This is a genomic window from Sutcliffiella horikoshii, assembly GCF_044809035.1.
Taxonomy (GTDB): Bacteria; Bacillota; Bacilli; order Bacillales; family Bacillaceae_I; genus Sutcliffiella_A; species Sutcliffiella_A horikoshii_G.
The window spans coordinates 272658-286223 of record NZ_CP085237.1 but is presented as its reverse complement, the minus strand read 5'-3'; the positions used below and the strand labels follow the sequence as shown (position 1 = coordinate 286223).

At 43.5% G+C, this 13566-nt stretch carries 10 protein-coding genes; 1 reads left to right on the top strand and 9 read right to left on the bottom strand.

Going from position 1 to position 13566, the window contains the following annotated elements:
• Positions 1 to 230: 230 nt before the first annotated feature.
• The 8 genes from murF to LG307_RS01480 all read right to left on the bottom strand — a co-directional run bounded on the left by murF (position 231) and on the right by LG307_RS01480 (position 10059).
• The gene (murF, locus tag LG307_RS01515; RefSeq protein WP_404447253.1) at positions 231 to 1592 is read right to left on the bottom strand and encodes a UDP-N-acetylmuramoyl-tripeptide--D-alanyl-D-alanine ligase; all 1362 of its coding nucleotides are present in this window, start codon (positions 1590 to 1592) and stop codon (positions 231 to 233) included.
• Positions 1593 to 1749: 157 nt separating this feature from the next.
• Positions 1750 to 2820 (bottom strand): D-alanine--D-alanine ligase, encoded by a 1071-nt coding sequence (locus tag LG307_RS01510; RefSeq protein WP_404447250.1) that lies wholly within the window; start codon positions 2818 to 2820, stop codon positions 1750 to 1752.
• Between the two features lie 322 nt (positions 2821 to 3142).
• Positions 3143 to 5335, bottom strand: coding sequence for a beta-propeller domain-containing protein (locus LG307_RS01505; RefSeq protein WP_404447247.1), 2193 nt, complete (start codon positions 5333 to 5335; stop codon positions 3143 to 3145).
• 131 nt (positions 5336 to 5466) lie between these two features.
• A complete protein-coding gene (locus LG307_RS01500) occupies positions 5467 to 6093 on the bottom strand; it encodes a nitrite reductase (RefSeq protein WP_404447245.1) in 627 nt (208 codons plus the stop codon).
• Positions 6094 to 6108: 15 nt separating this feature from the next.
• The gene (locus tag LG307_RS01495) at positions 6109 to 6972 is read right to left on the bottom strand and encodes a hypothetical protein (RefSeq protein ID WP_404447242.1); all 864 of its coding nucleotides are present in this window, start codon (positions 6970 to 6972) and stop codon (positions 6109 to 6111) included.
• A gap of 15 nt (positions 6973 to 6987) precedes the next feature.
• On the bottom strand, positions 6988 to 9408 hold the full coding sequence (locus LG307_RS01490; protein ID WP_404450350.1) for a heavy metal translocating P-type ATPase: 2421 nt from the start codon (positions 9406 to 9408) through the stop codon (positions 6988 to 6990).
• 93 nt (positions 9409 to 9501) lie between these two features.
• Positions 9502 to 9708 (bottom strand): copper chaperone CopZ, encoded by a 207-nt coding sequence (gene copZ / locus LG307_RS01485; protein ID WP_404447239.1) that lies wholly within the window; start codon positions 9706 to 9708, stop codon positions 9502 to 9504.
• 12 nt (positions 9709 to 9720) lie between these two features.
• Positions 9721 to 10059: a metal-sensitive transcriptional regulator gene (locus LG307_RS01480; RefSeq protein ID WP_404447236.1), complete on the bottom strand. Its 339-nt coding sequence runs from the start codon at positions 10057 to 10059 to the stop codon at positions 9721 to 9723.
• Positions 10060 to 10161: 102 nt separating this feature from the next.
• On the opposite strand from LG307_RS01480, the gene LG307_RS01475 reads away from it, so the two are divergent.
• Positions 10162 to 10713: a TVP38/TMEM64 family protein gene (locus tag LG307_RS01475; RefSeq protein ID WP_404447232.1), complete on the top strand. Its 552-nt coding sequence runs from the start codon at positions 10162 to 10164 to the stop codon at positions 10711 to 10713.
• A 344-nt stretch (positions 10714 to 11057) separates the two neighbouring features.
• Here the strand turns inward: LG307_RS01475 and helD are convergent, their stop codons facing one another.
• Positions 11058 to 13367 (bottom strand): RNA polymerase recycling motor HelD, encoded by a 2310-nt coding sequence (gene helD / locus LG307_RS01470; RefSeq protein ID WP_404450349.1) that lies wholly within the window; start codon positions 13365 to 13367, stop codon positions 11058 to 11060.
• Positions 13368 to 13566 lie beyond the last annotated feature (199 nt).

The window sequence follows — 13566 nt, the reverse complement described above, 5'->3', positions numbered from 1 at the left end:
TAATCTTTATAAGTAGACATATTAAACACATTACCTGTTATCATAACACTTTGGTTACTAAATAGCAATAAAGGTTAATGCCAACTTATAGGAGGTTACGCTTTCAACCGCGCTCCTCTGCCGAATAAATCGGTAAAATATTTTTCTCTCCATACCATTCTTTGCAATGCAAAACGCTTACTTTTAATTTTCTCATAAGTAGAACTTTGTATTCCTTTGAAAAGAAAGAATTACTTAATCGCTTCAATAACCTCTTCTAGCTTCATGCCCCGTGAGCCTTTAACCATTACCACATCACCGGACTCTAAAATAGGTAGCAGTCGGCGGGTTAATTCTTGTTTGTTCATGAACGGTTTGACACGGGAAGGCTCCATTACTTCCTGGGCACCTTTTGCGATCTCCATGCCGAGAGCACCGAATGTGAACACATAATCCACCTTCTTCCCTTTTACATATTGACCGATTTCATGGTGAAAAGTCTTTTCCATATCTCCAAGTTCAAGCATGTCTCCAAGCACGGCAATCTTTTTCCCATACCCGTCCAGGCTTTCCAGTAAATCCAATGCTGCTCTCATGGAAGTGGGACTTGCGTTGTAAGCATCATTAATGACCGTCCACCCGCCAGAGGTCTCCACCACTTCGTTTCTCATACCAGTAATGACCAGTTGCTCCAAGCCCTTTTTGCGGTTTTCTTCTGATACACCAAAAAGCTCTCCGACAATGATGGCAGCAAGGGCATTTGTCACATTGTGGGCACCAAGTACCGGGATAAAGTACTCTGTTTCTTCTATTATAAAATAAGTGCCTCTCCCTTTTAACGTGATGTCTCTTGCCTGGTAGTTATTGTTAGCCTTTAAACCGAATGGAATAACGTTCGCGTTACCTCCAACTCTCTCCGTCAAAAGCGGCTCATCACCATTGATGATCAACTTTCCGTTTTCTTTCAGGCCGCTCGCAATTTCAAGCTTAGCTTCCGCAATCCCTTCACGCGAACCAAGGTCTTGCATATGAGACTCCCCGATATTGGTGATGACGGCAGCATCCGGCTTAGCGATAGTAGAAAGCAACTCGATTTCTCCCCGGCCGCTCATGCCCATTTCCAACACTGCGACTTCCGTATCCTCTTTCATGGATAGAATCGTTAACGGCAAGCCAATATGATTGTTATAGTTCCCTGCTGTCTTATGCACACGGAATGTTGTCTCCAATACAGAAGTAACCATATCTTTGGTGGTGGTTTTTCCGTTACTTCCGGTAATCCCCACAACCTTCATACCGATTTCATTACGATAACTGCTTGCAAGATGCTGCAGTGCTTCGATCGTGTCATCTACAAAAATCAGGTTCAGATCTGCTGGCGGCTCAGGTTGATCTTTTTGCCAGAAGGACGCAACTGCTCCCTTTTTCTCGATAGCATCACGGACAAATGCATGGCCGTTGAAATTTTCTCCGATAATTGGTATGTACAATTTCCCGCTCATATCCTCACGGGTATCTTTGGAAACACCTTCTACTACGATGGCGCTGTATTCTGAAGAGATTGGCTGGCCATTCGCCATTTCTTGTATTTCTTTTAGTGACCTTTTTATCATTTTGGTTGTCCCTCCTATTCTTTATACACAGAGAAGGGGCTGACATCACGTATTATGGAACGTTTCCCGTGATGACCCAACCCCTGCCTGTTTATCTGCATATTGTGTGTTTCATTTAACTCCCTGTAAATTTCCGTTCCAGGTGGAAATCTTTTTATTAAAATGTATGCTTAATCTTTTGTTTTTCTGCGTGGCGTTCTTGTGCGTATCCTACTAGTTTTTCAATTAGTTTTGGATAGGACACATCAGTATGCTGCCATAATAACGGGAACATGCTGAACGGGGTGAATCCTGGCATCGTGTTTACTTCATTGATATATAGTTTACCCTCTTTTGTTAAAAAGAAATCTGCACGCACAAGGCCTGCCCCATCAATTGCTTTGAAAGCAGTGATGGCCATTTCTTTAACTTGCTCATAGATTTCATCACTGATCTCCGCAGGAATAATCATCGCAGTATCGCCATCTTCATATTTTGCTTTGTAGTCATAAAACTCTGTCTTAGGCGCGATTTCACCGATAACTGAACATTCTGGCTCATCGTTGCCTAGTACGCCAATCTCGATTTCTCGAGCACCTTCCAATCCTTGTTCCACGATGATTTTGCGGTCAAAATCAAACGCTTCACGGAAAGCTGCCTCAAGTTCTTCACGGTTCTTCGCCTTACTGATTCCAACACTTGAACCCAGGTTAGCAGGCTTTACAAAGCAAGGATACCCAAGCTCTGATTCTACCTTTTCATAGGTTGCATCTGCAGCCTTTTCCCATTCAGAGCGAAGGAAGTGTGCATACCCAACTTGTGGAAGTCCTGCTTGGTCGAAAAGGTTTTTCATGATAACTTTATCCATCCCTGCAGAGGATGCTAACACACCGTTTCCTACATAAGGGAGATTTAAAAGTTCCAACATTCCTTGAACTGTCCCATCTTCCCCGTTCGGACCATGTAATAGAGGGAAAACGACTGTTGGCGCTTCTTCCGTTTCTTCTTCATTCGTCAATGCAAGGGGAGCGATTGTGGTTCCTCCATCTTCTAACTTCAGTTGGTGGACGCTATCTGCCGGTCCTTCTAATAAGCTGCCGCGCTTCCATTCGCCTGATTCCGTTATGTATAACGGATATACTTCAAACTTATCTGTATCTAAAGCCTTTGTCACAGCTAATGCTGTTTGCAAGGAAACTTGGTGTTCCGCTGATTTCCCGCCGTATAATAAATGCAATTTTGTTTTCATATTGTGTTCCCCCTCAAGAGATGATCTGTTTATATTTTAGTTTCTTAGCCTTTATGTCTTTACTTCAATTATTTCATTATAGCACCTACATACAAGAATTCGAAACTGCTTCGTCTATTTAAGTAGGTGGAAAAGATAAAATCTTTTTCCTTAATATATGAATGTCATTCCACTGTGGTGTAGAGGGCAAACCTAAATGCCTAGATTATTTTCGACAGGTTTCTTTCCTAGGAAATAAAACGCCGGCGATTATTGTCATTATTTCCTGCTTTTTCGTAAAAAGAGAGAGCGGGTGTGATTGATCCGCTCTCTTGAAGTTAACCTACCATGTGATTTTTGTTGCCTTTACTTCTTTTGGTGTGACGGTGTAAAGATGGTCATCGATATAGAGTATACGTTGGACCATGTTCTCCCAGTCTTCGTAAAGCGTATTCTCTTTTTGATGTGTTATTTTGGTATGCAAGGTGAATCCTTTTTCCGGGTCGATTCCATATACCATGGCACCTTCAAAATTCAGGCGGTAGCTTCCATCTTTTTGGTTTTCATCATACTTCGTGATTGGGAAAGCGAATATATCTTTATCCTTGTTGAAAAGAAGTGCTTTATGATCGTGATTTAAAGGTGAATGTGTGGATTGGCCTCCGATAATTTCCGTATGTTTCTCCAAAGGATTTGTCGGGTCACTCACATCAAACAAGGAAATTTTAACCCCGTTCGTCATCACCCTTGTTCCCCATTGATCTTTTTCCAGTTTTGTATCATAACCAAAACCAATCAGGTGATTTTCATCATACGGATGCAGGTAATTACTGAAACCAGGTATCTTTAATTCTCCAAGCACTTTCGGATCAGCTGGGTTACTTAAATCAAATACGAAAAGCGGATCCACTTCCTTAAACGTAACCACATACGCTTTATCCTGCATGAAGCGGACAGAATATATGCGCTCGCCCCTTGCCAAATCCTCCACGCTGCTGAGAACATTCATTCCTTCATCCAAAATAAAAAGGTGATTGCTTGAAGGCGATTTTTCATCCCACGCTTGCCCTTTGGTTGCTGCCACTCGGAAATGTCCCTTATATTCATCCATGGAAAATTGATTTAATAGATGACCAGGAATGGCTCCATTGGCCTGAAATTCCACAGTAGTTCCATTGACGGCAAATTTATAGATTTCCGTACTCTCATTATTTGCCCAATGTGGCCCATATCCGTAGTTTGGTACCGCTACATATAGGTTTTCTTTTGACATGTAAATCTGATTTCCGCTGCCTACATACGTTGTAATAGATGCATCTTCTTGTAGTTGGTTCAGATCAAGTGTGGCAATTGTCATAAAATTATCTTCCGTGGAATCAGGGAAATAACGGATATCTTCATATGGAACACCCTTCAAATCCCCTTCTTCCTCCCCCTGCGTGTCCGATACTCGCGGCCTCAAATCTGCCTCAGGGTGCTCCTCAAGCGTCCAAAAATCTGCGTACTTATTCGTAATCAAGTAAACATGATTATCAATCTTCCTGCTTGAAACATAAAACCCTTCCATGGTGACTGTTTTCTGGACAACAGGGTTGGATCGGTCCGTAATATCATAAATGATGGCCTTGGTCGCTTCATACATCGGCATGATCATATCGCCTTCACTACTTTTTGTTTCCCCGTACATCATCTTTTCATCCCAATAATGACCGATGACCACTAGCTGATTGCCATCCAAGAATAACTGATGGGGATTAAAGTCTTTATATCGGAGCTCTGTCAGGACAGTCATTTCATCTACAGGTTCTGCCTTTGTGATTTTTAACTTTTGATCGGTTGCTTGATAGATGAAGTCGCCATCTGTTTTTACTATATCCGCTTCATCCACTCCTTGAACCTGAACGTTCGTTTCTGAATGGCCAGCTGAACTGCCGCTGGATTCGCTTTCGCTGGTAGCCATATCTGCATCTGCAGCCCCGCTACTTGCACTGTCATCAGAGCCTGTTGTCGACTCCTCCCTACCAAAGCCAAACAACGATTTACTTTCTCCCCGCTCTTGTTTCATTTGTTCCAAACGAGCGCTGAACAATGAATTGAGCTCTTTTTTGGAAGTGACGGTAGGCAATTGTTTCATTGCTGTAAACTTAATGCTCTTTTGTTTTCCTAACGTTTTTCCGTCCACCGATTCAATTTCCCCGCTGATATGAAGCTCATACGGCCCTTTGGAAGGGTCATAGCCGCCTTCTGGAGGAGAGACTGTGACGAAGTCCTTTGAAACATCAAGATTTGCTTCCACCCTGTTGCCGTCCTTATCTGTCACATAGATGGATTCATCTTCCTTGATGCTGTCCTGCTTGAACTCTTTTGTAAAAGTCAGCAACCATTTTTTATCGGATAGTACCGTTTGGGTATCTTTTTCTGAGGTGGGGTTGCCAGTACCGTTCACCGCAAAAGGTTCGCTGGATTGATAGAAAAACGCGAAGATGATGGCCACGCCTAGTAATAATGAAGAAAAGATAATTACCTTTCTTTGCATGCAAATGCCCCCTTTTATACCGTTAGACGAGGCAGTTGTTAAAAAGTTACATCGGAGGAAGGAAAATAACAAACAAAAAGCCAGCAGATATTCAAACTCATCCGCTGGCTCCCCGAGCACCATTCAACTTACTATATCATTACCTTCTCCTTCAGCTCATCAAGCCCGTATCGCCCGACAAACTTAGCAAACTGCTCGCGCTTCTTGCCTTCTGCAGCGTAAAGATCTATCAATCTATCAATCATTCCATATAGCATGTCTTCCTCTAAACCACCTGCAAATAATACGCCGGTTCTGGCATCCAACCCCTTCGCTTTGCCGCCGACATAGAGGTCGAATCGTTCACCGTGCTGCTTGATCACACCGATATCGTTGACCAGCGGTTCCCCGCAGCCTACAGGACATCCCGTATAGGCAGGCTTAAAGGTGAATGGAACTGCTCTCCCGGCAATGCGTCGGTTGATTTCTTTTGCCACGGGCATCCCTTCTTCTAGCTCTCCCTTACAAAAATTGCAGGTACGAAGGCTTTTCACAAAATTGCCGACAGGGTAGCAGCTCAAACCGACGCTTGTAAAGTCAATCTTTGCTTCTTCCAATCTACTTTCCGGAACATCCACATACAATTGTTGAAAGGTGGTGACCTCTAACTCCTGGTCCTCTCCCATGTAGTGGGCAAGCATCAATAGCTGTTTGCCATTCAATTTAGCCCCAAAGTCAATGCCACCGTTCACCGCGAGCTTGATCAGTTTTTCTCCCATCGCAACCAATCCCCTTTATTCTGTGATCTCTAACACATAAGGGAAGGCATACACTTTCCCGTCCAGTTTAAATTCGGCCCATAGTTTATACATACCAGGCTTGCTAAAGTGGGCTTCAAACACAGGTTCCTCTCCTTCGCGAGGGTGTACATGGATAAATTCTTCTAGCCCTTCATCCACAACGACCACGTGTCCTAGGGCACCCAGATAATCCTCAGGCTCTGCACCTTCTATTTCAAAAGTTAGCACTACATTTTCTTTTACCGAAAAGTTATTCACATCAAGCGTTACAGAATAGTCACCTTGTTCCTTCGTCCATTGTGATTCTGGTTCTAAATGAACATGCGCTCCTTCATGACCAGCATGTTCCCCTACCATCACTGGATGTGCCTCATTTACATACTCCAGTTCACTAGGCTTGATATCCACAAACGCCTGGTACATACCTTCTTCCAAATCTGCCTTCGCTGTGAAAATACCTGTGGATACCTTTTCTGGATGTAGATGCTGGAATACCTCCATGTCGTCACTTATTACAATTAGATGCATCAATTTTTCATGATTCACTTCAAGATCATCCATTGAATTGCCTTCAAGGTCTGTTAGGGTAATTGTTAGCTCTTCTCCTTCAAGCTTAACATCTGCTTGAACTTCACTTGCGGACTCCCCACCATGATCTCCGTGCTCTCCATGTCCATCCGCATGATCATCTTCTTCGTGTTCACTGTGCTCATCGTGAGTTTCCTCATTAGTATTGGCGTGTTCTTCATGTGTTCCGTTATCTTTTGCATCATCTTCCCCGGCATAAAAAGAATAAGCCGTATAGCCTCCGACAACCAACAACAGATAAACAAGTGCAGATCCTATCCATTTTTTCATCGTGTTCCCACCTTATTAGAGTTTCACTTTTTGTAATCTTAGGGCATTTAATACAACGGAAACGGAACTGAAGGCCATCGCCGCCCCCGCTACCCACGGTGCCAAGAATCCTAATGCAGCAATCGGTATCCCCATGGAATTGTAGGCAAATGCCCAGAATAGGTTTTGCTTGATATTCGTGATTGTTTTTTTACTCATCACAATGGCATCTGCAATGCTATTCAAATCGCCGCGCATCAACGTGATGTCTGCTGCTTCCATCGCAACATCTGTGCCTGTTCCAACGGCCATCCCGATATCCGCTGTCACCAAGGCCGGAGCGTCATTGATGCCATCGCCCACCATCGCCACTTTCTTGCCTTGTTTTTGAAGCTTTGCCACCTCTTCGGCCTTCTGCTCCGGGAGTACTTCGGCAATGACTTGGTCGATTCCGGCATGCTCGGCAATCGCTTTTGCCGTTCTCTCGTTATCTCCTGTCATCATAACAACTTCGAGGCCCATATCCTTTAATCGTTTCACTGCTTGTTTGGAAGTATCTTTGATGGTATCTGCAACAGCTATAATCCCTGTGTACTCTCCATTCACCGCGATGAGCATTGCCGTTTTCCCTTTCATCTCAAGCTCCTGCACTACTTCTTCTGCATGTTCGACAGCTACATGGTGCTTGTTCATTAATTTACGTGTACCTACAACCACACGGTCTTCACCTACGACCGCTTCAATCCCATAGCCGGGTATCGCTTCAAATGACTCCACAGAACCAAACTTGATACCTTTAGCTTGAATGCCTTCCACGATTGCTTTCGCCAAAGGATGTTCCGATTGTTTCTCCGCCGCTCCGACCATTGCAAGAATCGCAGCTTCCTCCACACCAGGCTCTACCTGTACATCTGTTAGCACAGGTGCTCCATTTGTCACCGTGCCTGTTTTATCTAAAACAACCGTCGTAATTCGGTGCGTTTGCTCCAAATGTTCGCCACCTTTAAAAAGAATCCCAAGCTCGGCTGCCCGGCCAGATCCCGCCATAATGGATGTAGGAGTCGCCAGCCCAAGCGCACACGGACAGGCAATGACCAGAACTGCAATCAAGTTCACCAATGCTTGCGCAAAGTTCCCTGGATCAACGATAAAGTACCAAACTAAAAAGGTCAGTACCGCAATTCCTACTACGATAGGAACAAAAATGCCGGAAATCTTATCTGCAAGTCGCTGAATCGGCGCTTTGGAGCCTTGTGCCTGCTCAACGATCCGGATGATTTGGGCAAGGGCGGTTTCTTTGCCGACTTTTGTTGCTTTCATTCTCAAGAAGCCGTTCTTATTAATGGTGGAACCATAAACAGCATCTCCTGTTTTTTTGTCGACCGGAATGCTTTCTCCTGTCAGCATGGACTCATCCACCGCTGATTGGCCTTCCACAATTTCACCATCAACAGGAACCTTTTCTCCCGGCTTCACGGAAACGATATCTCCTACAAGCACCTCTTCCAATGGGATCTCTAATTCTTTTGCATCTCGTAAAACAAGGGCTGTTTTCGCCTGCAGTCCCATCAGTTTCTTTATTGCTTCGGATGAACGTCCTTTTGCTCTCACTTCAAAAAGCTTTCCTAGAATAATAAGCGTGATGATTACTGCACTTGTCTCGAAATAAAGGTCCACCATATTGGCGCCAGAACCAATCGATTCAATGGATAAATACAAGCTGTACACGTATGCTGCTGTTGTTCCAAGTGCAACCAATACGTCCATATTCGCGCTTTTGTTCTTCAGCGCTTTATAAGCACCTGTGTAGAATTGCCAGCCAATAAAGAATTGAACAGGTGTTGCAAGTGCTAGCTGTACCCAAGGATTCATCAGCATATCAGGCAGATAAAGGAAAGATGTAAAGGAAAAATGACTCACCATAGCCCATAGAAGCGGAATCGTCAAAATTAACGAGAAAACAAATTTACCTTGTTGTTTTTCCAGCTCCTTTTGACGGAAGTTCTCGGCACTTTCACTTTTCTCTATTTTTTCCGTGGCACCGTAACCTGCTTTTTCAATGCGGGCAATAATGTCAGACGGCTTTAGCTTAGAAGGGTTATATTCTACCGTTCCGCTTTCCAACGCAAGATTCACATTGGCTGAATTAACGCCATCCATTTTCCCCAGCACTTTTTCAATTCGGCTTGAACAAGCCGCACACGTCATGCCGGTAATGAGGAATTCGGCCTTCTCTTTCACGACATCATAACCAAGATCCTGAATTTTCTTCTCTATTTCTTTTTCCGATACCTGTTGCGGATCATAGGTGATGGATGCATTCTCAAGGGCAAGGTTCACATTGGCCGTTTCCACCCCGGCCATTTTATACAACCCTCTCTCCACCCTTGTGGAACAAGCCGCACACGTCATCCCCGTTATCTGCAATCTGGTTTCTTTATTCTGTTGATCACTCATCATGTTGACCTCCTTTATACCCACAGGGGGTATATTAACTTCCAAATAAAACGTGCTGTTCCCGAAAGAAAAGCACGTATTTTACTAGATGAGTTATGCTACTTCATAACCTTCTTCATCAATTGTTTCTTTAATTTTATCCACTGTTACTTGCTCGCTTTTAAATTCTACTGCTACTGTTCCTGTTGCAAGATCCACTTTAACAGAATTCACGCCGTCCAATTCTCCAACGCTTCCTTCTACCGCTTTTACACAATGTCCGCAACTCATGCCGTTTACTTTTAATGTTACTTGTTCCATGATAATCTCCCCTTATTTCATCAGTCTTTTTACTGTTACTAACAACTCATCTATCACTTCTGTATCGCCATCTTGAATTCTTTCTACGATACAGGATTTCATATGTCCCTCTAAAAGCATCTTGCCAAGGCCGTTCAAAGCGGACTGTACAGCTGAGATTTGAGTCAGAACATCGTCACAATAGGTGTCTTCTTCAATCAACCGCTTTACCCCTCGCACCTGACCCTCGATACGATTCAAGCGCGATATCAACGCCTTTTTTTGTTCTTCAGAGTGGTGACTTTTACGTTCACCTTTCTCGGTATGGCAACAATCTTCATTTAAAGTTTCTTCTACTGGAAGGTTTTCCATCGTTCTTGACCTCCTATCTCTTATAAAGTAACATACCCCTATAAGGTATGTAAAGAAATTGATTTTATAATTTTACAATAATTTTAAAAGAGGGATTATATCATGTGGAAAGAACAAGTGTTAGAGTGGTTTGTAGCTGTAGGTCCCTTTGCGATTCTACTTAGTATTCTTTTCAATACCATCATAAGCATACTTGCCTTTTTGCCGAGTGTCTTTCTTACCGCTGCCAACTTGGCTTTCTTTGGCTTCTGGTGGGGAACGTTGATCTCTTTTTTAGGAGAATCGATTGGAGCGGTCGTAAGTTTTTGGTTGTATCGAAAAGGCATCAAGAAGTTCGCTCCGGATGCGTTGATGAAAAATAAATGGCTGGTGAAATTGCAGGAAACAGGTGGACGGGAAGCATTTTTGTTAGTTCTGGCTTTGCGGTTATTCCCATTTGCACCTTCTGGACTTGTTACATTGGCAGGCGCCACAAGTAAAATAGGCTTGGCCGGGTTTGCGGTCGCTAGTACGTTCGGCAAGATTCCAGCCCTAATGTTAGAAGCAATTTCCGTGTATCAGGTACTGCAGTGGAATACTGCAGGAAAGGTAATCTTAGCTTTTGTTGCGGTTGGGGTTATCGTATTTGTCCTGCGCGGCCGTTTGAAGAAGTAGCAGGGAAAGACAAGGCAATTAAATTTGGAAATTTCACCTAATTGGTTATTCGCCGCTGCTCCTTTCCGCAAATGGCTTCGCTTTCCGCGGGACGGTGCCTTGAGCCTCCTCACAACGCTTCAGGGGTCTCAACCTACCGTTACTCCCCCGCTGGAGTCTCCACCATTTGCTCCAATCCACAGCTAGAAATTACGTCAAGATATGTTAATGCTTTTTCAGGTAACTCGATTAGGAGGTTTTTTAAACCTAAGTTGAATGAAATCAACCGAATTATTTGCTTTCTTATCTTAAAAAAACAAAAACAGAGCCTCTACTAAAAATAAAAAGGCTCTGTCTCATCTCTTTTATTCTTCTATTAAAATCTTCCCGTCCGAAACATGCTCAAGCAAAAAGTCTCCCGCATCATTTCCGTAAAAGCTTAAATGATGCAGCGGTCTTGTCATTGCTACGTATAACAACTTTACGTCAATTTCAGTCTGGGTAAACACTTCATCCAGTGTACATAACAACACGCAGTCAAATTCCAGCCCCTTCGCCAACTGAGCATGGACGATGACGACATCCTGCTGATTGATTTCTTCATTTTCCAAGAGGAATTGGACCTTCAAGTCTGTATGCTTCCTTAGCATCTCCTCGATTTTCTTACATTCCTTCTCGGTTTTGCCAATTACCGCGATTGTTTTACGACCCTCTCCATACAACTTCTGAATTTCCGCCTCTAGCATGCCTGCCATTTTAACCGCATCACCACCAGAGGTAGACCAGCGATGGAAAACTGGCTTTACACCATGCCTCACCACAGGCTCCACTTTAGGGAGTTCAAATGGTAATAGCTTTAAAATGTCATTGGCCGTTTCCATAATTTCCACTGTTGTACGATAACTTTTTTGCAAGGTTGTGTAGGCGGCCCTCGGGAAAATGGCCTCCTTCACCTTGTTCCAATCCTGAATGCCGCGATAAGAATGGATGCCTTGCGCCAGGTCTCCTACTATAGTGAACATATCTGTTTCCAACGCACTCTTCAATGCCGCCAGCTGAAAATAGCTGTAATCCTGTGCCTCATCAATGACCACATTCCGAGCACGCAAATCCTTATCGATTCCATACAGATGATGCTGAAGATAGAGCAGTGCCGCCAAGTCTTCCAGCTCATATTTTTTCTGTTTATGTAATTTCACTTGATAGTCAACAAAATACTTGATCTGATAGTCATCCAAATAATCACTTGCATATTTCGCAAAGGTATCGCGGTCCGTTACCAGCTCCTTGAAATAGTGAAAAAGCGTATGCTTTGGCAGTTTGCGGATAAAGGCGTTAACAGCGGTTCTCGACTCCCGTTTTATCTCTTCTGTCATCGCATCTTTTTTGTCCATTGCTTTTGTAACATAGCTTTTCCTTTTGGCAGGGTCCAGGTTCATGTTAAATAATGCTTTGTCTAGTTTGTTGTCGTAGAATCTCTCCACTTTATGCAAGAGTACTTTTTTCTCGGTACGCACATAATTCTGCAGAACACTTTTCACCTTTTCCACTCTGCGGTAATACGGGAGGTAGGTATATTCATTGCGAATTAGGTTTTCCATTTTTTCAGCGGTGTAGAGTTTGAATTTAGCAGTTAAATAAAAATCCCCTGTTGGAATGAGTGTTTCTAAGATGTCAGATAGATAGCGGTCGATGATGTCCTTGAATTCCAGTGAACCTTTGAAGCTAGCGAGCCACTGGACCATTTCAGGATCCTCATATTCGTGGTTAATGAAGCCCATCAACTTCTCGGACGGAGGTCGCAATTTCACCTTTTTACCGATGCAGCTCAAGACAAAATCAATAAAGGTCGTCTGTAAGATCCGGTCCACCCCAAGCTCTGGGAGAACTTCAGAAATGTAATCGATAAAAAGGTTATTGGGTGCGAGAATCATGAGTTGTTCTGGTCGGAATTGATCCTGGTAGGTATAGATAAAATAAGAAATTCTGTGAAGTGCGATGGTCGTCTTTCCGCTTCCTGCCGCCCCTTGAACGATAATCGGTTTATTCAGGTCGGCCCTGATGATTCTGTTCTGCTCTTCTTGAATGGTAGAAACAATATCGGTCAGGCGGTTGCTGGAGCTTCCGGAAAGTGACTCTTGTAAAAGTTCGTCCGTCGTCGTCAAGTCAACATCTCTTATGTCTTGTAGCTCGCCGTCTTCCATAATATATTGACGTTTCAGGGAGAGATAGCCGTCATACGTTTCCCCTTCTGCCTCGTACTCCACCTCTCCTAGTCTGCCGTCATAGTAAAGGTTGGCTATCGGGGAACGCCAATCCACAATGATGGGGTCTTGCGTTTCCCTATCAAAGAGCGAGGCTTTCCCAAAATAAAGAACCTCCTCTTCCTCTTTGCCGGCACGCTTGTAGTCAATTCTCGCAAAGTAGGGCTTATGGTAGATTTTCTTGAGGCTGCGGATCTCTTCTGTCGTCCGCTGGAGCATGTTTGCATTGGTGAGCATGTTCAAATAACTTAAACTACTGTCTGAAAAATCGGTTCCATCCAGAGCTTCCTTAAAGCTTGATTTAAACGTTTCTTCGTCCATCTCTGTTGCTTTTATGACTATGTCCATATACTTTTTGGTAAAGATAAGCCGTTCTGCTTCCTGATCGAAATCAGGATGCTTTTTCTTCATTTCTGCCAAACTCTTCACACTCCCGAGGTTTTTGTAGAGACGCAAAAAACCATGAACTAGAGTTTTTCTCCATTCATGGTAACCATCCCTTAAGGAACCTTTTCAAAGTACGCAACGGTTTTCTGTTCTTTTTTGCCGGAAGAATAATTATAACCGCTTACAAAACAATTTGCAATTTTCCATCAGATTTACTTCTTTT

Excerpts from the sequence above, each read along its gene's own strand:
- murF (WP_404447253.1), bottom strand. The coding sequence starts at position 1,592 with ATGATAAAAAGGTCACTAAAAGAAATACAAGAAATGGCGAATGGCCAG.
- LG307_RS01510 (WP_404447250.1), bottom strand. The coding sequence starts at position 2,820 with ATGAAAACAAAATTGCATTTATTATACGGCGGGAAATCAGCGGAACAC.
- LG307_RS01505 (WP_404447247.1), bottom strand. The coding sequence starts at position 5,335 with ATGCAAAGAAAGGTAATTATCTTTTCTTCATTATTACTAGGCGTGGCC.
- LG307_RS01500 (WP_404447245.1), bottom strand. The coding sequence starts at position 6,093 with ATGGGAGAAAAACTGATCAAGCTCGCGGTGAACGGTGGCATTGACTTT.
- LG307_RS01495 (WP_404447242.1), bottom strand. The coding sequence starts at position 6,972 with ATGAAAAAATGGATAGGATCTGCACTTGTTTATCTGTTGTTGGTTGTC.
- LG307_RS01490 (WP_404450350.1), bottom strand. The coding sequence starts at position 9,408 with ATGAGTGATCAACAGAATAAAGAAACCAGATTGCAGATAACGGGGATG.
- copZ (WP_404447239.1), bottom strand. The coding sequence starts at position 9,708 with ATGGAACAAGTAACATTAAAAGTAAACGGCATGAGTTGCGGACATTGT.
- LG307_RS01480 (WP_404447236.1), bottom strand. The coding sequence starts at position 10,059 with ATGGAAAACCTTCCAGTAGAAGAAACTTTAAATGAAGATTGTTGCCAT.
- LG307_RS01475 (WP_404447232.1), top strand. The coding sequence starts at position 10,162 with ATGTGGAAAGAACAAGTGTTAGAGTGGTTTGTAGCTGTAGGTCCCTTT.
- helD (WP_404450349.1), bottom strand. The coding sequence starts at position 13,367 with ATGAAGAAAAAGCATCCTGATTTCGATCAGGAAGCAGAACGGCTTATC.